We start from the raw sequence: 19,324 nt of genomic DNA on the forward strand, positions 1-19,324 counted from the left end.
GTTCCAGCATCTTATTCACCACCACCTCTATTTTACCTCATACAAATGAAAAAGCCCAGCAATAGCTGGACTTTTTCGACAGACTGAAAGAACCGCCGAAAGGCGGTTCTTTTTCATGCCGTGCTTTGCGCGGCTATTCTTCTGTCGTAATTGCGACCTTGATGACATGGTCGCGCTTGCCCTCGAACAGCGCGTAGGCAGCGTCGATTTCCGAAAGTGGGAAAATATGCGTGATGAGCGGGGTCGTGTCCAACTCTCCCGCTGCAATCAGTTGTAGGATTTCGGCGCAGTCGCAGCTGTCCACGCCGCCGGTTTTGAAGGTCAGATTTTTGCCGTACATATCAGGCAGCGGCAGCACCTGCGGTTGGTCGTACAGCGCAACGATCGTGACGATTGCGTTCGGGCGCGCGCATTCCCATGCCAGCCGGAAGCTGTCGTCCGTGCCCGCGACCTCGAGCACGACATCCGCGCCGCCGTGACCGCTGTTGTGCCGCACAAACTCCAGCGCATGCGCAGGCGAGACGGTCAGCACATCCGGATAGTGTTCCTGCACGAAGCGCCGTCGCACGGGATCGCTTTCGCACACAATGATGCGGCGCGGGTTGCGCAGCATCGTGCAAAGCAGGGTACAGATGCCGGTCGGTCCTGCGCCGATGATGAACACCGTGTCACTGGGTTGGATTTCCGAAATGCGAGCGGCCCAGAAGCCGGTCGCAAGGATATCGCCCGTAAAGAGCGCCTGACGGTCGGATACGCCGTCTGGAATGCGGTTCAGTCCCTGATCGGCATAGGGGACGCGGACGTATTCCGCCTGTCCGCCGTCGATGCGGCAGCCAAGTGCCCAGCCGCCGTCCGGGTCCTCACAGTTGTTGACAAAACCGTTCTGGCAGAAAAAGCAGTGTCCGCAAAAGGTTTCCACATTGACCGTGACCCGGTCGCCGGGTTTAACGGTTTGTACGGCCTCGCCCACCTGCTCGACCACGCCGACCATCTCATGCCCGACGGTAATGCCGGGGACGGCGCGCGGCACCGAGCCGTGCTTGATGTGCAGGTCGCTGGTGCAGATGCTGGACAGGGTGACACGAACGATCGCGTCGCGTACATCGCGCAGAACCGGTTTGGGTTTGTCGAGCAGGGCAAAGTGCCCCGGTTCCACATAGGTGTATGCAAGCATGCTTTTCTCCGCCCCTTTCCGATTGCATTTATTATAGAGCACGGCGCGAATAAAGTCAAATGCAGGCGGTTTTGGGGCGAAGGGAAATGTGTGCGCAGCTGACAGGATGCGGGATTCGTGGTATAATGATGCAATCAAACAGAAAAGGAAGGATTACCATGCCGGATAGGATAACCGTACTTCATTTCAGCCCGACGGGCGGAACGCGCCGCGCGGCGCTGCTTCTGGCACAGCGCATTGCCTCAGAGGTGGAGGAAATCGACCTTACCCTGCCGCAGCTGCCCGAAAAAGAGTTTGCGCCGCAGGATGCGGTGCTGGTTGCCGGGCCGGTTTACGGCGGTCGGCTGCCCGCCCTGATGGTGGAGCGGCTGCGGCGGTTCACAGGCGGCGGCGCGTGTGCTGTTTCCGCAGCCGTTTACGGCGGCCGTGCTTATGAGGATGCATTGGCAGAGTTGGACGATCTGCTGGAAGCGCAGGGCTTTTGCGTGACGGCGGGGACGGCGCTGTTGGCGGAGCACTCCATCGTTCGTGATCTGGCGTCGGGTCGGCCGGATACGCAGGACGAAGCGCAGCTGGCCGAATTCGGCGCACGCATTGCCGAAAAGCTCGATAAGGGAGAGAAGAGCGTGCCGCAGGTGCCGGGCAACCGCCCCTATCGGGAGTGGGCCGGTATGCCGGTTGTCCCTGTGGCGGGTGATGCCTGCACGGGCTGCGGGACATGCGCCAAATCCTGCCCCGCACAGGCGATTTCTTTGGAAAATCCGTCGCAAACCGATCAGACACGGTGCATCACCTGTATGCGGTGCGTGGCGGTCTGCCCGACAAAAGCGCGTACCTTGCCCGCGCAGGTGCAGGGAATGCTGTCGCAGAAGCTTGCGCCGTTCATGCAGAAACGGCCGGAGAATGAACTGTATCTGTAATATGCAAAAACATGCAAACGAGGCTGACCCGGATCGGGTGCAGCCTCGTTTGCTGTAAAGAGGAGAGAGAATCATCCGCGCACCATGTTACGGTAGCGTCCAAGCGCATCGTTCCAGCTGCTGTCGTGCGCGGCATCGCGATGGTCAGGCAGCGAATAGGTTTCCTGCAAATATTTGCCGAGAAAAGCGGAAACTTTGACTGCACCGGCATAGTTGAGGTGATCGCCGCGGTCGCGCGTATCGCGCGCCCAATCGATCGGTACCTCCTTGGGCATGGTGTTGAGATCGAGGTAAGTCAGATCGTTTTCCTCTGCAAATGCTGCGATACTGTTATGCCGCGCCTGATTCCAGTTGATGGTGCTCGGGGTGCTGACCAAGATCAGTTCCGCATTTTTTTCCTTGCACAGCGCAATCATGTCTTGCAGACAGGATTCATTGAGCGTAGGAATGGGAGTGGACGCGTCGGTCGGCAGCATATAGTTCTTGGTGTTTGCAGCGGCCACGGCCGGATTATAACGGAAGCCCTTGAGGTCGTCCGTCCAGGTGTATTCCACCGGACGGCCGAAGTCGTTGACCTTGAGCGATTTCCAGCGGTCGTGATAGCGCAGAATGGAAAACAGGTTTTTGGCGCGGGAGAGCAGATAATCGTTCAACTTATACGGACGGAAAATCGCGTTGGTTTCCAGCACAACGACCGAAGGGCTTTGGCGGTCGAGCGCCTGCCGCAGAAAACGGTAAGAGTCGTAGAGCGGCTGGGCTGGCGTGCTGCAAAGATAGGAGCGGAAACCGCGCTCTTCCCACATCTGCATGGGGGAGATCGAGCTGTAAGCCTCGCTGTCACCTACCACCAGCACGTCGATGGAGTTTTCCTTTTCGCCCAGTATACCTCTGGCCAGCATTTCGGCGTCGTTGACGCCAAACGTCTTGTGGTTGTTCTTGGGCATGAACAGGTAGGAGGCTGCTACCATGAGCGCGCACAGCAGCGCCAGAAAGCAGGCGCTTTTGATAAGGAGCGCAATCTGTTTTTTCAAGTGTAACACACCTCCTTAAAATGCGGCATAAATCGGATCAACCGGCACATAACCGACACCATATGCGCCGAAAATGACCAGAAAGAAGAACGCGGCGTAATAAACCGACCAGCGCAGCACGACCGGACGGCTGGCGATCGTCTCCCGCAGGGGGATGCCGCGCTCCCGCAGGATGCCGACCAGCAGAATGAGTCCGACGGCAACTGCGACGATGACAAAGTCCAGCTTGTCCATGCCGAGGGTCAGGAAGCTGCGGTCGAGGAAAGAACTGAGCGTAAAGTCAATCACCATCGTGTGGAACATCGCCAGTCCGGTGCGCAAGCCGTTGGCACGGAAGAACAGCTCGCCCACGCAGACCAGCAGCGCAGTGCGAACGATCTGCATGATGCGGTAGGGCAGGCAATTGCGGTCAATGTGTAGAAAGCTGGTCACGCGCTGTGCAAGCGGGTCAAACAGACTGCCTGCGAGAATAAGCGCGAAGTGATACAGGCCGAAAAAGATGTAATGCCAGCCCGCGCCGTGCCACAGGCCGTTGCACAGCCAGACAACGCCCAGCGCAAACGAGCCGGAGAGCAGCGGGCCATAGTGGTTGCCCAGACGGCGGCGCGCCGCGCCCGTCAGCTTTTTCAGCGGGCCGGACATGGACAGCGGATAAAAGATATAATCCTTGAACCATGTGCCAAGCGTGATATGCCAGCGCATCCAGAACTCGGAAATGCTGCGGGAGAAAAACGGCTGACGGAAGTTTTCAGGCAGGCGCACGCCGAAGATCTCGGCGCTGCCGATGACAACGTCCATCGTGCCGGAGAAGTCCATGTAAAGCTGGCAGGTGTAGCACACCATGCCCAGTGCGATCACGCCGCCATCATACAGGGCGTAATCGTTGAAAACGGTTTTGATGAGCAGGTTAAGTCGGTCGGCAATGACGATTTTTTTAATCAGGCCGAACAAAATGCGCTGCATGCCGAAGGTCAGGCCCTGCCAGGTGACCGGGCGACCCTCCCACAGCTGCTGCGCGGTCTGCCCATAGCGGCAGATCGGCCCTTCCATGATCTGCGGGAAAAAGCCGAGGAAGAGTGCGAGACGCGCCAGATTGCGGTCGGCGCGGATCGTGCCGCGGTAGACATCGAGCAGATAGGAAAGGGCCTGCAGGGTATAAAATGAGATGCCGATGGGGAGCAAAAACGCGGGCACGGGCAGCGAAACCGGAAGACGCAGTGCGTGCAGCAGCGTATTGAGGTTGGTGCTGAAAAAGGCCGCGTATTTGAGTGTAATCAGGATGCCGACATGCAGGAGCGACGCAAACAGGAGGATACGCCGCTGCCGCCGCATGAAGCGCTGCCGGATGGCTTTGCGTTCGGCGGGGGCGGCAGCGGCAAGACGATAGTCGCGATCCTGCTGTTCGGCAGAAAGCCAAAGGCCAAAATGGTGAATGGATGCAGTAGAAAACAGCAGAAATACCAACAGCTTGCCGCTGACCGACCAGAAAAACACATAGCTTGCCGCCAGCAGCGCAACCCAGCGCAAGCGCTGCGGCAGGATACGGTAAACGAGCACCGCCGCCGGCAGAAAAACAGCCAGATACAGCAGCGAGCAGTAGGATGTCATAGCTTAGCCTTCCTCCTGTAAACGGACGATCATGGTCCACATATCCTCAGCGGAATTAAAGTTGGCGGGGATGATCTCCACGGTCGGGATGGTGATATCAAACGCTTCTTCCAACTCGGCGACCAACGCAAGAATGGTCAGCGAGTCCAGACAGTGCGAGTCGATCAGATTGCGGCAGGTGGCGTAATCCACGCCGGGCTGAAGTTCCTCCAGAATAGCAAGCAGTTGTTCCATGATAATCAGTCCTTTCATATGCGGGTGAGTTGATTTCGTCGGTGGGCAGCGCGTCGCGTACGAGAAGCGAGCGGCCGTCCGGCATCAGCAGCACGATGCGCGGCAGCGCGCGGCTGAGGAAAAGGGAAATGCCTTCGGTCATGCAGTAGGCGCCGGTGTTCAAAAAAGCGAACAGGTCGCCGCATTTGAGGTCGGCCACGGGTAACTGCTTGACCAGAATATCGTTGACTGTGCACAGCGAACCGCACAGATTCCACGGCTGTGCCTCGCCCAGACGCGGGGGATACAGCTTGTGGGGCGGCAGCTGCATGGCCATGCGCTGTCCGTAATAGACCAGATGGTGAATGCCGCCATCCAGAATGGCGTAATTCTGACCTTTGTTATGCTTGACATCGACTACGCGGGTCAGGTAAGTGCCGCAGCTGGCGGCAATGCTGCGCCCGAGTTCGAGTGTGACATGTGCCTTGCAGCGCAGATTTTTCAGCATATCAGAGAAGCCTGCGAGAAATTCGGCCTCGTCAAAGCTTTCGGGGGAGAAATACTGCACCGGGAAGCCGGGGCCGAATTCCAGTTCATGTACGATAAAGCCCAGCTTTTCCGCCAGTGAGCAGGCAAAGTCGCCCAAGGTGTCCAGCTCGCGCTGCAAGCGCTTGAGCGAAGCCTTCTGCGTGCCGGAAAAGTATTGCAGGCCGCGGATCAGCACAAAGGGATGGTCGGCGCGGCTGCGGATGATCTGGATGATCTCCTCCTCTTCCAGCCCGAATTGGCTGCCGCTCGTCAGGCGCAGCAGCACATGAATGGTGACGCGGTAACGCGCGGCCAGTTGGCTGAGCAGCGCAAACTGGCGGGCGGATTCTACCGTGAACAGGCGCGGGCCGGTTTTCTGCGCAATCATGCGCTCAATATCCGACGGAGTTTTGTATACGCCTGAGATAACCTGCTCTTCGGCAGGGATTTGCAGACGGCGGCAAATGGCCGCTTCTCCGGGGGAGCAGACTTCGAACCGTTCCACGATTCCGCACAGCTCGCGCAGCAGAAAGGGATTGGCTTTGATCGCATAGCACAGGCCGACACCGGTCGGCAGGCTGCGCCGCAGAAACGCGACACGCTCCCGCAGGGTCTTCACATCGAACACATACAGCGGCGAGCCGTATTGTGCGGTGAGGTTTTCCATTTGATGTTCGGTCATACAATCTCCTTTCTTGCCATGGCAAGCAGTCGCTTGCGGTCGGTTTTGCCGTTTTCGGTCAGCGGCAGGCTGTCCAGCGGCTCGAGTGTGCGCGGCAGCATGAATACGGGCAGCTTTTGTGACAGCGCACTGCGTACCGCTGTTTTGTCTGCCGTGCCGGTGTAAAAGCCGTGCAGCCGTTCCTTCTGCGCGTCATAGACGCAGCAGCATCGGCTTACGCCGTCGATCTTCTGCACCGCACGTTCGATTTCTTCGAGTTCGATGCGGTGTCCCATGTGTTTGATCTGAAAATCTTTCCGACCGAGGAAGTACAGCTCGCCTTCCGCACTCCATCGCCCGAGATCGCCCGTGCGGTAGATCGGCTGCAAATAGCGGCTGTGGCCGGGGTGTTGGGTGAATACGCGGGCGGTTTGCTCGGGGTTGTTGTAGTACCCGAGTGCAAGCGCCGCGCCGCTGACACAGATTTCGCCCGCCTGATCCGGCGTGTTTATTTCCTGTCCCGCCTCGTCCAGCAGGAACACCCGCTCGTTCGGGAACGCTGTCCCGAGCGGGATGCCCGCTGCATAATCTCTATCACTCTCTATCCTATGGTACGTGCAGTTGCACGTGATCTCGGTGGGGCCGTACAGGTTGACGAAATCCGCGTGCGGCAAATGCTCCATCCAGTTTTTCAGGTGCTTGGGCGGCATCACTTCACCGCTGAACAGCACCTTGTTTACCGTTTCCGGTGTGCGATAGTCCAGTCCGTGGAAGGAGGACACCAGACACAGCGCGGAAACCGCCCAGATGAGCGTGGTGATTCGGTGCGTGCAGAGCGCATCCATCAGCGCGGACGGCTGGGAGAAGAGCCGCCGCGGCAGCAGGACGAGCGTGGCACCGGTGTACAGTGCGGAATAAATATCCTTGACCGAAACATCAAAGTCCAGCGGCGCTTGATTGCCGATGATATCGTCCGGGCCGATCTGAAACAGTTCGGTAAAGGGAGGGATAAAATCCAGCACGGAGCGGTGGCTGACGACCACGCCCTTGGGCGTGCCGGTCGAACCGGAGGTGAAGTTGCAGTACAGTGGGTCGCAGTCGATGGCGCTGCGGCGAATACGCGCCAGCAGCGCGTCGTCAGGCTGCGTTTGCAGCAGTTCTTCCACCAGAAGAATGGTTCCCGCGCCGGGCAGCTGCGCGGCCAGCGCCGCGTGTTCCCGATCGGTCACGATGCAGGGGGCTTGCAGGACCGACAGGATCTGCGTCAGCCGCGGCTGCGGCAGCGCGGGAGAGAGCGGAACATAAAAGCAGCCTGCGTACGCCGCACCAAAAAAGGCATACAGGGCTTCGCGGCTCTTGTCCAGCAGCACCGGGATCGGTGCAGTGGGGGAGAAGTGCGCGGCGAGCGCAGTGCCGCAGCGGCGGCTATGTTCCAGCAGTGTGTCGAAACGGTCTGCACCGTTTTCGTCAATGACTGCGGTTTTTTCCGGCCGCGCGGCGGCGGTGTGCTCTAAAAGTTCCAGGATGTTGTTCATCATTACCTCATCTTTGCTTCGTGCCGGTTTTCGGCGAAATGGTTACTTCTTGTTGGTGGACGGTGTGGAGGCCGCCTTCTGGGAAGAAGTCGTCTGATTGGAGGACTGTGCAGACTTCTGGGAGACAGTGGACTTCTTGGCGCTCTTCTTGGAAGAAACGGTGCCGCCGGACTGCTTGACGGCTGCCTTTTTCTTGGTGGAAGAGCTGGACTTGCTCTTGGCATCAGCATTAGTCTTGCTCTGCGCGGTGTCGATGGCGGTCTGCGTCTGGGTGGTTTCCTCCTGTGCGTTACCGGCATCGGGCTTGTCCATGGAGCAACCGGTCAGTGCCGGAAGCGCCATCAGCATGGCGAGGGAAATGGCGGCAACGCCCTTGGCGGTTTTATGACTCATTGACTTCATTTGTAAGATCTCCTTTGCGGTTTGGTGAAGAGCGGTTGCTCTTGATGATGTTAAGATACAGCAGCATTATTTACAGACCCTTTAGCAAACCTAAAAAAATCTAAAGAAAACAAAAAACAGGACAGACCCGGCAAAGGTCTGTCCTGTGGAATAATAGTTGCTTTTATGGTGTCGGTTGTTTGGGCAGCGTCAGTTCAAATTCGGTGTGCCAGCCGTCATGCGGCGGACGCACCAGCCGAATCGAGCCGCCATGCAGCTCGGCTACTTTTTTTACGATCGCCATACCAAGCCCTGTGCCGCCGCCTGAGGTTCTGGCACGGTTACTGGTGACAAACGGCTCGAATATGGTATCTGCCAGCTCGGGGGGGATCCCAACGCCGGTGTCCGCTATTGTCAGACGAACGGTGTCAGATGTGTCCGTCAGTCCGAGAAACAGCGTCGTTCCGGCGGGATTGTATTGCAGCGCGTTTCCAGTCAGATTTTCAAGCAGCCGTCGAAGCAGGCGGGGATCGAAAGCGGTCATGACCGTTGTATCCGGTAGATCAAGCGACAGAGTAAAGCCGCGGGACTCGATTTCGGGATACTTTTCCGCCAGATAGCTTTTGCAGAATTCGCACAGGTCGGCGGTTTCAGCCTGCAAAACATAGTCCGGATGGTCGAGGCGGACGTAATCAAACAGAGAGTTCATCAGCACGGTGCTGTCCGAAGCTTTGCGGCAGATGGTTTCCAGATACTGCCGCTCCTTGTCGGGCGGCACTACGCCGTCGACCAGCGCCTGTGCATATCCTTGAATGACGGTCAGCGGCGTTTTCAAATCGTGAGACAGGTCGGCAAGCATGCGCTGTTTATCCTCATTGGCGGCCTGCTTTTCCGCGCTGACCTGTTCCAGACGGTCGAGCAGATGGGTAAAGCTGTCGGTCACTTGTCGGAACTCGATGGGAAGCGTATCGATATTGACCTCCACGCGGCGGCCGGCACCGTATGCGACGATCGCCTGATGCAGCGGCAGGATGGCGCGGCGGATCTTGCGGCTGAACAGAATGGCAAGCAGGACGATCAGCACCAGAATGATGGGCAGGGAGAGCAGCGACAGTCGGTTGGCGCTTTCCAGTGCGCGCAGATAGGCGCTTTCAGTAAAGCGTGGGCTGACAAAAACCAGCGTGCGCTCCTCGCCAGCGGTGGTGGAGTAAACCGCTTTGGTGATTTCCCACTGTCCCTGATAGATACCTTGCAGCAGTTCAAACTCCCGGTCAGATAGTTCCTCAGGCCAAGGGAACAGATCCCCTTCGATAATTTGATAATCTTCATCGACGATGCAGTAATTGAGGAAGTCTGTCTCGCCGGTCTCGTAGTTATAATGATGCAGTGCAATATAATAGTATTCGCCGTCCGGCATGTTGGGCATCTCCTGCACGGTATAATACAGGTCGGAATCGTATTCGTTGATCATCCAGAGATCATCCGAATGAAAATGCTCTTTGAATGCATTGTCCGAAGCATAAAGCATACGACTGTCCTCGTCAAACACCATAAACGCGCAGCCGCGGAAGCGACGCATGGGAATGGAGGCAAAGTCGTCTGTCTTCAACGCCTCGTCATATTCCAGCATATTGACGATGGAGGGGAAAGCGTTGTCCAGCCGCATAGAGATCAGGGCATTGACCGCGGTGTTGATTACAAACACAAGCAACGAGCAGATGATAAAATAGGTGATGCAGGTGCGCAAAAAGCTTTTGCCCAGCAGCAGTTTATTGGTCTTCAATTTTGTATCCCAACCCCCTGACTGTTTTAATATATCGCGGATTAGCTGGATCGTGCTCGATTTTAGCACGCAGGTTGGAGATATGCACCATCATGGTACTGTCATCGCTTTCGTAAAAGGTGCCGCCCACGCATTCGTACAGCTGTGCGCGGGTGAATACCCGGCCGGGACAGCGCATCATTTCCGCGATGATCTTCAGCTCGGTGGAGGTCAGCGGAACGGTGAGGCCGTTTTTACGCAGTACAAATTTATCCGTGTCCAGCTCAAGCTCACCCACGGAAAGCACACGCGGCGCAGCGGCGGGCACGCTGTCGGCGCCCAGCTGGTAGTACCGGCGCAGCGCTGATTTGACATAGGCCACTACCTCGAGCGCGTTGAACGGCTTGGTGATGTAGGCATCCGCGCCGATGTTCAGCCCGAGCACCTTGTCTGTATCCATGCTTTTTGCCGACAGAATGATGATGGGCAGGTTGCTGAATTCGCGCACGCGCTGGATCAGCTCATAGCCGTTTAAGCCAGGCATCATGATATCCACCAGCGCCAGCGAGACCCCACCCGCGCGGATCAGCTCGAGCGCCGCGGCACCGTCCGTCACGGACTGCACGGAAAATTCGCTGCCCAGATATAGGGTCAGCAGCTCGATGATATCGCGGTCGTCCTCTGCGATCAGAATGTTATATTTCAAAATTCTCTCTCCGTTTCGCCGCCCGACAGATAGCGCTGCCGGAAAATCCTTTTATTGACAGACACAATACTTGCTTTTTCTAATACTACTATAATCTGTTGCCAATGGCAATAGCGAGAGCGGGAAAAGGATTGACAGAGCCTTTTGGCAGGGTTTAAGATTGATAGAGGAAAGAAAGGATGTATGGAAATGAGGAAATCGTATGAAATTGACATGACGCGCGGGCCGCTGCTCAGTCGGCTGCTGCTGTTTGCGCTGCCGCTGATTTGTTCGGGCGTGCTGCAGCTGCTGTTTAATGCAGCGGATATCGTTGTGGTCGGTCGGTTTGCTGGCAGCCATGCGATGGCTGCGGTTGGCGCTACCAGCTCATTGATCAGCTTGCTGGTCAATTTTTTTATTGGTATTTCAGTCGGCGCAAATGTGCTGGTGGCGCGTTTTTGCGGGGCAAACGACTTTGATGATGCGCAGGAAACCGTGCAGACCGCTTTGATCACTGCGGTGGCAGGCGGCGTGATACTGGTCGTGGCGGGTGTCTGCTTGGCGCGTCCTATACTGGAATGGATGGCAACCCCGACTGAGGTGCTCGATCAGGCGGTTTTGTACATGCGTATCTACTTTATCGGCATGCCCGCGACTATGCTGTATAACTTTGGCGCGGCGATTCTGCGCGCGGTGGGCGATACCCGGCGACCGCTGTATTTTCTGCTGCTGAGCGGCGTGGTGAATGTGGTGTGCAACCTGTTTTTCGTCATTGTGTTGGGCATGGGTGTCGCTGGTGTTGCGACGGCGACCGTCATTGCGCAGGTGATTTCTGCGACGCTGATCGTGTTGTGCCTGATGCGGGTGGACGGCATGTGCAACGTCAATCTTAAGCGGATGCATTTTCATGCGGACAAATTTGCCCGCATCATGCAGGTCGGTTTGCCCGCGGGGCTGCAAAGCGTGATTTTCAATATTTCGAATGTATTGATTCAGTCGTCGATTAACTCGTTCGGTGCGATCGTGGTTGCGGGCAATACCGCGGCCAGCAATATTGAAGGCTTTGTTTATACTTCGATGAATGCACTGTATCAGACTTCGCTCAGCTTCACCAGCCAGAATCTCGGCGCAAAGCAATATCATCGCATTGACAAGGTGTTGGTGCGTTGCTTGATTATGGTTATACTGATCGGCTTGGTGATGGGCAACGGCGTGCATTTGCTGGGAGAAAGCCTGCTGGGCATTTATTCGACCGATGCCGAGGTCATTTCCTATGGTATGATGCGTTTGGGCGTGGTAAGCGTTACCTATTTCCTGTGCGGCATGATGGATGTGGTTGCGGGCAGTGTGCGCGGCCTCGGATATTCCATTTTGCCGATGCTGGTGTCGCTGGCTGGTGCTTGTTTGTTCCGTATCATCTGGATTTTTACTATTTTTCAGTGGCAGCACACGCTGTTCAGCTTGTATGTGTCCTATCCGATTTCGTGGGCGCTCACCATCTGCGCGCATCTGGTGTGCTATTTTGTGGTGCGGCGGCGTGTGTTCCCGAAGGGTGAAATACAAAGCGCCTGATCTCTATCTGAGAAGAAAGCGCGCAAACCTTGTGGTTTGCGCGCTTTTTGCATGCTTTTTGCGCGCTAAATGTGGCTGCACCTGTTCAAAATGACAAAATCTTCGGCGCAGGGCAAAAAAAGCTGTGCAGGAAGCAAGGTCTGTGCTATAATGTGTCGTAAGCTGTCTTGACAGTGCGCTTGACAGATGGCAAATGCGGTAAAGAAGGGGTAGCATGGACAAGATAAAGGAATTTCTCAAACGCAAGGATATCGTGATCTCGGTCAAACGGTATGGCATTGACGCGCTTGGGGCGATGGCGCAGGGCCTGTTCTGTTCGCTGCTGATCGGTACAATCATTGACACGGTGGGCAAGCAGTTGGGCATCTCGTTCCTGACTATGCCGGTTGCGACAATCAATGAGGTATCTTACACCGTCGGCGGACTGGCTTCCGCAATGAGCGGCCCCGCCATGGCAGTGGCGATCGGTTATGCGCTGCACTGTCCGCCGCTGGTGCTGTTTTCGCTCATCAGCGTGGGTTTTGCGTCCAATGCGCTGGGCGGCGCGGGCGGACCGCTTGCGGTGCTGTTTGTGGCAATCATCGCGGCGGAGCTGGGCAAAGCAGTCGCGGGAGAAACCCGCATTGATATTTTGGTCACGCCGCTGGTGACCATTGGCGTAGGTGTGGCGCTGGCTGCATGGTGGGCGCCAGCGCTGGGCGCGGCGGCGATGCAGGTGGGCAGTCTCATCATGTGGGCGACCAATTTGCAGCCGTTCCTGATGGGTATTCTGGTATCCGTGCTGGTTGGCGTGGCGCTGACGCTGCCGATTTCCTCCGCAGCGATCTGCGCGGCGCTTGGGCTGACCGGTCTGGCAGGCGGCGCGGCGGTTGCGGGCTGCTGCGCGCAGATGGTCGGCTTTGCGGTCATGTCATTCCCGGAAAACCGCTGGGGCGGTCTGGTATCGCAGGGCATCGGCACCTCCATGCTGCAAATGGGCAACATCGTGCGAAATCCGCGCATCTGGATCGCGCCCATATTGACTTCGGCCATCACCGGGCCGATTGCAACCTGCCTGTTCCGGCTCGAGATGAACGGCCCTCCGGTGTCCTCGGGTATGGGCACCTGCGGATTGGTCGGACAGATCGGCGTGTATACCGGCTGGCTGGATGATGTGGCAGCAGGGGCGAAGGCGGCGGTCACGGCGCAGGACTGGATCGGCCTGCTGCTGATTTCGTTCGTACTGCCCGCGGTGCTGTGTCCGCTCATCAATCTGGCGCTGCGCCGCATCGGCTGGGTCAAGGATGGCGACATGACGCTGTAACAACTAAAACAAAAAGGCGTGCTGCACAGTAGTGCAGCACGCCTTTTTTATGACTGAAAGCCTTTGCTTTGATCGTGCAGGCGGGAAAGCTCCTGGTTGAGTAAGTCCACTTCGTGCCGGAGGCTGCGCACCTCCCAGGAACGATTGGACAGCGCGTAATTGAGGCTGTTGATCTTCTCGTTCAAGACCTCGATCTGATCCTGTGCGCGGACCAACTCCTGCAGTTTGTTTCTCAGGTTGCTTTCGGTGTCCATCAATTGCTGTTCGAGCGCGCGCTTGTCTGCGTCGCGTGCGCTGCTCTGTGGATGATAATCATAAAATGCGACCAAATAATACCAACGATTCTCCACTAAAATGCCGGTCATGCGCATATACATGGTGCGGTTGGTTTCGTTTAAGCGGATAAGCGTTTGGTTGACCCGTTTGGGGCCTGCGGCTGCTTGCAGACGGTGGGCGGAAAGTTGGATGCGCTGCATCAAATCGCCGCTGACGTGATCGGCCAGACGACCGGAATAGCCCTGCTGATCCAGATGGAACCGATGGAAAATATCTTCTCCCGCGAAAATAATACGGAAATTTTCATCAATCAGGAGGGCGTTCGGATAGTGAACAATGAAAAACTGCTGTAGGATTCGCTGGATCGGAACACCGAGCGGATAGCCGTTCGGCTGGCGGGCGGACACCGGACAGGAATCATATTCCCAGCTGTACATTTCATCCTCGTCGTCCAGCTTGTGCCAAATGCCCGGACAGTCGCGGTTGAGGGAAAAGTGCATCTGCCCGTCGGTGAGCGGGTGGGTGCTGGGCAGCAGGAGACAACCAGAAGGGGAGAGACTGTGATAGAGCGTCTGGATCAGTCTGCTTTGACAGCCGGGACATAAAACCGAGATCAACCGGCGGCAGCACACAAGTTCAATATTCGAGAAAGGCGGATCGAGCAGCGGATCATAGGGAGAGAATACCACCATTTTGCGCACGGCCGGGCAGATTTGGAAACCGCCTTCGACTGGAATCAGGTATTTTTCCCGCAAGGCTTGCGGGATGGACGCAACTTGACGCGCGGTGAAAAATCCGTCGCCTCTTTCTGCGGGTTCTTCCAGATAAGCGGCGTCGGTTGCAAAGATGCGTGCACTGTCCTGACAATGGCTCTTCTCTTGATATTCTGCAATCGTCATAGCGAGGGAGAATGCTTCCTGCCCGCTGGATGCACTGAGCACCCATACACGGATCGGCGTGCCAGCAACATGGATGCGGGGAAAGAGTTCTTCCTGCAAATACTGGAACAATTTGGGGTCGTCAAAAAAGGTGGGAACGGGGGGCTGAATGGCGTGAAGAAACTCCATTCTCCGCTCTCGGGAAGCGGACATCAGCCGGATAAAGGCGGAAACCGAGCGCAAATCATGCTGCTGCATGTAGCTTTGCACGGTCTGACGAATATGCTCCGATGTGTAGCGGGATAGATCCGCGCCCATGGTTCGCTGAAATAAATCATTCCAGCTTTCCATCAGATCATCGGTCAGAGATTGGGTGCTGGAGGCAGCGGGCGCCGGGGGTTCCAGCGGGGCAGCGCCGGTAAGCTGGTCCACCGTGACATTCAATAAAGCGGCGATTTTGACCATATTGCGGGCAGAGGGCTGCGCCTGTCCGTTTTCCCAGCGGGAAATTGCCTGTCGGCTGACGCCGATATTTTCCGCCAGATATTCCTGCGTCAGATGCATCTGCGTTCTGGCGAGCTGGATATAGTTTGCAACTTTCATGGTCAGTGTCACCTCACGCCCCCTATTATAACATTTGAATCAACATTGACAAGTCGGGGGATGGTTCGAATTTGGGAAAAACAGGACGAATATTGCGTAAACTCTGATTGACAAGGTCGGGAATAAGTTTACAAAATGGAAAGTTTCGCTTGCAAAAAATGGTTTCTTCTAATAGGAAAACAAACAAAAATGTAGAATATATATAAATATTGATTTAAACATAAGGAATAACTATGCAAATAGACGAAATTGAGGAAAGCGGTGCGTGGTGCAATCGGCGGTTGCGCAAATGTCAGGTGTGGGTGCTGGAAAGTATGAGAGGGTGGTGCTATGATGACCATGATAAAAAATTCGTTTCCGCAAGGTCCGCTGTAAAGGCGGATAGCAGGAAACGATAGATTTATATAAGCTAATATAAAGAAGGAGCATAGATATGAGAAACTGGAAACTGCGAAGTAAGCTGTTGGCGTGTTTTTGCCCGGTTCTGGCGATGATCGTCCTCATGGGGATCGTGTCTATGATTTGTGTGAATAGGCTGAGCGCCATCAATGTGCAGTATGGGGAGCAGATGGTTCCTGCGGTTAACAGTATGTGGACAGTGCGGCGGAACATGGTATCCGTGCGGCAGGGGTTGCTCAATGAAATGCTGGTTGAAACCAACGGAGAGTTCGAAGAGAACCGGACAGCGCTCGAGAACGATTTGGAATCGCTGAAGGCGGCGCTGACAGAGCTAGACACCTTACTGCCGGAATATCATGATACGATTGAGCAGATCACTGGCTGTATGGAGACAACGACGCAATATCAGAATGAAATTCTGTCGCTCACCAGCACCTTTACCGAAGAGGATGAGGAGCGCGCCTATGATATTTACCGGGATCAGTATACTCCCGCATTCGAGCAGATGGATGAATTGGTCACGCAGCTGATAGAGCAGGTAGAGGCGACCGTCAGCAGTGCACAGCAGAGCGCGGTTCGGGTCAAAACAACGGCTGTGGTGCTGGTGTTGGTGGTGCTGGTGCTGGCGATCCTGATCGCCATTGTGGCCAGCCAGCTCCTGACCAGAGCCATCGTGTCCCCCTTAAAAGAGATTGACATTGCCATGCAGAATGTGGCGGATGGTGAGTTCGAGCGGGCCGTGGTTCTCTACCAGTCCAAGGATGAACTAGGGCGTTTGGCGGATAGCATCCGGCTCACCATTCAAAAGCTGTCTTTCATTATTGATGACCTCGATCAGGGATTGGCGGCCATTGCCGAGGGAGATTTCACTAAGCGCAGCCAGAACGACAGCATCTATACCGGCAGTTACAGCAAATTGGCCGGATATGCCTATAAGACCATCCATGATCTGAATGAAACGCTGTGGAAGATCAATTCGGTAGCGGATGACGTAGCAACCGGAGGCGAACAGGTGGCCGGCGGGGCGCAGGCGCTGAGCAACGGCGCCGCGGAGCAGGCCAGTGCGGTGCAGCAGCTGACCGCTACTATCGACGAGATTTCCCGCCACATCAATAAGAACGCGGAAAGCGCCGCCAAAGCGCGCGAACAGGCGGACAGCGCAAATCACGAGGTGGAAAAGAGCAACCTTCAGATGAAGGAAATGATTCAGGCGATGGACAGCATCAATATCGCCTCGGATAAGATTGGGAAAATTATTAAAACGATTGAAGATATTGCCTTCCAGACCAATATTCTGGCGCTCAATGCGGCAGTGGAAGCGGCACGTGCCGGCGCGGCAGGAAAAGGCTTTGCCGTGGTGGCGGATGAGGTGCGGAATCTGGCGCATAAGTCCTCGCAGGCGGCGCAGAGCACGACCGAACTGATTCAGGAGTCCATCCAAACGGTGGAGAACGGAACCAGTATTGCGCATATGACGGCGAAAAACATGGAGCATGTGGTGTCCGACGTGGCGCAGGCGGTGCATCGGATCGACGAAATCACAAAGGCCACGCAAGAGCAGGCCGCTTCGTTGTCGCAGGTTGCGACTGGCGTAGACCAGATTGCAGGTGTGGTGCAGACCACGTCCGCGACGGCGGAGGAGTCTGCCGCAGCCAGTGAGCAGCTTTTCAATCAGGCCAGCATGCTCAAACAGCTGCTTTCCGTGTTCAAATTCAGCAATAACGCGGGTCAGGGAGAGCGTGTGCAAAGCTGACGGAGGCAAAATCGGTTGAAAAGCAGCGGTACATAACAAACGGGAGACGCCTCATTAAGAAACGCCTCCCGTTTTGTTTGAGTGGATGGTTACAGGGTGCCGAGTGCGGGGAAAAAGCGTGACAATAAATAGAAGAGGATCGGGAAAAGGACGGCAGGCAACAAATTGCCGACCTTGACCTTTTTATCGAACATCAGGTTAAATCCGATGGCGAAGATCAATACCGAACCGATGCAGGATATCTGGCTGATGAGCGCGTCTGTCAGCCACGGACGTATGAACCGCGCCAGCAGTGTGATGCCGCCCTGATAGAGAAGCAGCGGCAGGATGGACAGATACACACCCTTGCCGAGTGATGCCGCGAAAATGACAGCGGAAACACCGTCCAGCACGGCTTTGGCAATCAGGATAGACGGGTTGCCGTTCAGACCGTCCTCCAGTGCGCCGACGATTGCCATCGCGCCCACGCAGAACAGCAGGGATGCGGTCACAAAGCCCTGCACGAACTTTCCGTCCTCGCTGCTGCCGGAAAACCGCGTCTGGCACCATGTGCCGAAGTTGTTGAGCCGTGTTTCGATATCCAGCGCTTCACCAACAACTGCACCCAGCACCAAACTGAGCACCAGAAGCATGGTGTGCTGGGTGGAAAGCGCGCCGTCCTCGATGGTCAGCAGGCCGCTGGCCGCGCCGCCAATGCCGATGAAGAAGGTGCACAGGCCGAGCGCTTGCAGAATGGTGGTTTCAAAACGCCGCGGCAGTCCTCCTTTGAGGAGAACGCCAAGTGTTGTGCCGGCAGCGATCGTGCAGCAATTGACAATGGTTCCCAGTCCGATCATTTCGTGTATTGCTCCTCTGTTGCTTTAGTATACTAAAATTTATTGTACGGCAAAAGCGGAACAAAGTCAATTCTTTTCGGGCGTTCAATTGCGGCGACGGTATTCTTCATAGGCTGCAATTGCAGCGGTAGCTGCGGAGCAGAACAGGAAGATGACCCAGCCCGGGTGCCACAGATCATAAAACACACCTATGCAAACATAAATGGCTGCCACGACTGGAAAAGCAATGGAAGCGAACAGATTGCTGATTGGGTGTCGTTTCTCATCCTCCCTGTCGGAGATATCATCCTCGTCACAGCCAAGCCCGTGCAGCTCGCGATAATAGTTGTCCTTTCGACCGGACAGGATGCACAGTGCCACGCCTGCCGCGATCATGACGAAGAACAGGAAAATACCGGGCTCTTCCAGATGTAGTGTATCCTCGAAAAAGGCGCAGGTGAAAGGGGCGAGAATGAACAGTGCGACCGCTATCGCTATCATAGCATGTTTGTGTGTTTGATAGCGTCCATAGGCCTGTGCAACAGCAGGGTCGGGTTGCGGAGCTGTCGCGTGTGCAGTAGATGTGGCTTTGGCTGTATTGGATTCGGTTTCCGCTGACAAACCAAACTCTTCCCGCAGTTCGTCTGCCGAGCCGATAGACGCGATGACCAGTCCGGTCGCTTCGGCTTCGTTTTTGCCCTCATCCAGCAGGGCGTGATACTTTTCCTCTAAATTTGCCAGCATATCAGCTTTGATACGTTGTGTGTCCGTGTTCTGTGGCAGCGCAGCAAACAGCGCCTCCACATAGTTACGAATTGCTTCCATTTCCCATATCCTCCTTTGCAAAACGGTCGACCACAGCCTTGAGCACGCGCCATTCGGCGCATTTGGCCGTATAGGCACGTTTGCCTTCGTCTGTGATGGTGTAATAGGTGCGCGGACGACCTTGCGTTTCGCTGCCCTGATAGGGCACGATCCAGCCCTGTTTTTCCAGCCGCCCGAACGCAGAATATAGTGTCGTTTCCTTGATTGGGTATTCGCCGCCGCTGCGTCGTTCGATCTCACGGGAGATGGCGTAGCCGTAGGAATCCCCCTCGCACAGCAGACACAGGATCAGCATGTCGTTGTAGCCGCGCATCACGTCGCTTCCCAGCATAGCGCACCTCCTTTTTACTCCATCTGATGAAGTAATCATAACACAACTACTACGACAGGTCAAGTAGATAG

Annotated in this window: 17 protein-coding genes; 4 read left to right on the plus strand and 13 right to left on the minus strand. The window is 56.0% G+C overall.

Annotated features, from left to right (window positions below; translation table 11 throughout):
* Positions 1-133 precede the first annotated feature (133 nt).
* Positions 134-1,174, minus strand: a complete 1,041-nt coding sequence (locus ABGT74_RS07035) for an alcohol dehydrogenase (protein WP_346705005.1) — start codon at positions 1,172-1,174, stop codon at positions 134-136.
* A gap of 158 nt (positions 1,175-1,332) precedes the next feature.
* Here ABGT74_RS07035 and ABGT74_RS07040 point away from each other — a divergent pair, with 158 nt between their 5' ends.
* Entirely contained in the window at positions 1,333-2,094 is a 762-nt protein-coding gene (locus ABGT74_RS07040; protein WP_346705006.1) for an EFR1 family ferrodoxin, read from the plus strand.
* A 71-nt stretch (positions 2,095-2,165) separates the two neighbouring features.
* Here ABGT74_RS07040 and ABGT74_RS07045 read toward each other — a convergent pair whose 3' ends face one another.
* The 8 genes from ABGT74_RS07045 to ABGT74_RS07080 all read right to left on the minus strand — a co-directional run bounded on the left by ABGT74_RS07045 (position 2,166) and on the right by ABGT74_RS07080 (position 10,519).
* Complete coding sequence (locus tag ABGT74_RS07045; RefSeq protein ID WP_346705007.1) at positions 2,166-3,125, minus strand: SGNH/GDSL hydrolase family protein; 960 nt, start codon at positions 3,123-3,125, stop codon at positions 2,166-2,168.
* Positions 3,126-3,140: 15 nt separating this feature from the next.
* Entirely contained in the window at positions 3,141-4,733 is a 1,593-nt protein-coding gene (locus tag ABGT74_RS07050; RefSeq protein ID WP_346705008.1) for an MBOAT family O-acyltransferase, read from the minus strand.
* A 3-nt stretch (positions 4,734-4,736) separates the two neighbouring features.
* Positions 4,737-4,901 (minus strand): phosphopantetheine-binding protein, encoded by a 165-nt coding sequence (locus ABGT74_RS07055; RefSeq protein WP_346705029.1) that lies wholly within the window; start codon positions 4,899-4,901, stop codon positions 4,737-4,739.
* Positions 4,831-6,156, minus strand: coding sequence for an alanine racemase (locus ABGT74_RS07060; RefSeq protein WP_346705009.1), 1,326 nt, complete (start codon positions 6,154-6,156; stop codon positions 4,831-4,833). The genes ABGT74_RS07055 and ABGT74_RS07060 overlap by 71 nt, the downstream gene beginning before the upstream one ends.
* Positions 6,153-7,670 (minus strand): amino acid adenylation domain-containing protein, encoded by a 1,518-nt coding sequence (locus tag ABGT74_RS07065; RefSeq protein ID WP_346705010.1) that lies wholly within the window; start codon positions 7,668-7,670, stop codon positions 6,153-6,155. Before ABGT74_RS07065 ends, ABGT74_RS07060 begins: the two co-directional genes overlap by 4 nt.
* A 42-nt stretch (positions 7,671-7,712) precedes the next feature.
* Entirely contained in the window at positions 7,713-8,072 is a 360-nt protein-coding gene (locus ABGT74_RS07070) for a hypothetical protein (RefSeq protein WP_346705011.1), read from the minus strand.
* Positions 8,073-8,235: 163 nt separating this feature from the next.
* Positions 8,236-9,834, minus strand: a complete 1,599-nt coding sequence (locus tag ABGT74_RS07075; protein ID WP_346705012.1) for a HAMP domain-containing sensor histidine kinase — start codon at positions 9,832-9,834, stop codon at positions 8,236-8,238.
* On the minus strand, positions 9,821-10,519 hold the full coding sequence (locus tag ABGT74_RS07080; protein ID WP_297282826.1) for a response regulator transcription factor: 699 nt from the start codon (positions 10,517-10,519) through the stop codon (positions 9,821-9,823). The genes ABGT74_RS07075 and ABGT74_RS07080 overlap by 14 nt, the downstream gene beginning before the upstream one ends.
* Before the next feature lie 189 nt (positions 10,520-10,708).
* Here ABGT74_RS07080 and ABGT74_RS07085 point away from each other — a divergent pair, with 189 nt between their 5' ends.
* A complete protein-coding gene (locus ABGT74_RS07085) occupies positions 10,709-12,070 on the plus strand; it encodes an MATE family efflux transporter (RefSeq protein WP_346705013.1) in 1,362 nt (453 codons plus the stop codon).
* A 214-nt stretch (positions 12,071-12,284) separates the two neighbouring features.
* Entirely contained in the window at positions 12,285-13,373 is a 1,089-nt protein-coding gene (locus ABGT74_RS07090; protein WP_297282824.1) for a PTS sugar transporter subunit IIC, read from the plus strand.
* 47 nt (positions 13,374-13,420) lie between these two features.
* Here the strand turns inward: ABGT74_RS07090 and ABGT74_RS07095 are convergent, their stop codons facing one another.
* On the minus strand, positions 13,421-15,142 hold the full coding sequence (locus ABGT74_RS07095) for a CheR family methyltransferase (protein WP_346705014.1): 1,722 nt from the start codon (positions 15,140-15,142) through the stop codon (positions 13,421-13,423).
* 421 nt (positions 15,143-15,563) lie between these two features.
* Between ABGT74_RS07095 and ABGT74_RS07100 the strand changes: the two genes are divergently transcribed.
* Positions 15,564-17,282, plus strand: coding sequence for a methyl-accepting chemotaxis protein (locus ABGT74_RS07100; RefSeq protein WP_346705015.1), 1,719 nt, complete (start codon positions 15,564-15,566; stop codon positions 17,280-17,282).
* A gap of 89 nt (positions 17,283-17,371) precedes the next feature.
* Here ABGT74_RS07100 and ABGT74_RS07105 read toward each other — a convergent pair whose 3' ends face one another.
* The 3 genes from ABGT74_RS07105 to ABGT74_RS07115 form a co-directional block, all read right to left on the minus strand.
* Complete coding sequence (locus ABGT74_RS07105) at positions 17,372-18,118, minus strand: DUF554 domain-containing protein (protein WP_346705016.1); 747 nt, start codon at positions 18,116-18,118, stop codon at positions 17,372-17,374.
* Positions 18,119-18,202: 84 nt separating this feature from the next.
* A complete protein-coding gene (locus ABGT74_RS07110) occupies positions 18,203-18,922 on the minus strand; it encodes a permease prefix domain 1-containing protein (protein WP_346705017.1) in 720 nt (239 codons plus the stop codon).
* Positions 18,906-19,253, minus strand: a complete 348-nt coding sequence (locus tag ABGT74_RS07115; protein WP_346705018.1) for a PadR family transcriptional regulator — start codon at positions 19,251-19,253, stop codon at positions 18,906-18,908. Before ABGT74_RS07115 ends, ABGT74_RS07110 begins: the two co-directional genes overlap by 17 nt.
* Between the last annotated feature and the right edge of the window lie 71 nt (positions 19,254-19,324).

The sequence above is a fragment of the uncultured Agathobaculum sp. genome, from assembly GCF_963927765.1.
Taxonomy (GTDB): domain Bacteria; phylum Bacillota; class Clostridia; order Oscillospirales; family Butyricicoccaceae; genus Agathobaculum.

Bases quoted from the DNA above. Each gene is read 5' to 3' on its own strand.
- ABGT74_RS07035 (WP_346705005.1), bottom strand. From the start codon at position 1,174: ATGCTTGCATACACCTATGTGGAACCGGGGCACTTTGCCCTGCTCGAC.
- ABGT74_RS07040 (WP_346705006.1), top strand. From the start codon at position 1,333: ATGCCGGATAGGATAACCGTACTTCATTTCAGCCCGACGGGCGGAACG.
- ABGT74_RS07050 (WP_346705008.1), bottom strand. From the start codon at position 4,733: ATGACATCCTACTGCTCGCTGCTGTATCTGGCTGTTTTTCTGCCGGCG.
- ABGT74_RS07060 (WP_346705009.1), bottom strand. From the start codon at position 6,156: ATGACCGAACATCAAATGGAAAACCTCACCGCACAATACGGCTCGCCG.
- ABGT74_RS07065 (WP_346705010.1), bottom strand. From the start codon at position 7,670: ATGAACAACATCCTGGAACTTTTAGAGCACACCGCCGCCGCGCGGCCG.
- ABGT74_RS07070 (WP_346705011.1), bottom strand. From the start codon at position 8,072: ATGAAGTCAATGAGTCATAAAACCGCCAAGGGCGTTGCCGCCATTTCC.
- ABGT74_RS07085 (WP_346705013.1), top strand. From the start codon at position 10,709: ATGAGGAAATCGTATGAAATTGACATGACGCGCGGGCCGCTGCTCAGT.
- ABGT74_RS07090 (WP_297282824.1), top strand. From the start codon at position 12,285: ATGGACAAGATAAAGGAATTTCTCAAACGCAAGGATATCGTGATCTCG.
- ABGT74_RS07100 (WP_346705015.1), top strand. From the start codon at position 15,564: ATGAGAAACTGGAAACTGCGAAGTAAGCTGTTGGCGTGTTTTTGCCCG.
- ABGT74_RS07105 (WP_346705016.1), bottom strand. From the start codon at position 18,118: ATGATCGGACTGGGAACCATTGTCAATTGCTGCACGATCGCTGCCGGC.
- ABGT74_RS07110 (WP_346705017.1), bottom strand. From the start codon at position 18,922: ATGGAAGCAATTCGTAACTATGTGGAGGCGCTGTTTGCTGCGCTGCCA.
- ABGT74_RS07115 (WP_346705018.1), bottom strand. From the start codon at position 19,253: ATGCTGGGAAGCGACGTGATGCGCGGCTACAACGACATGCTGATCCTG.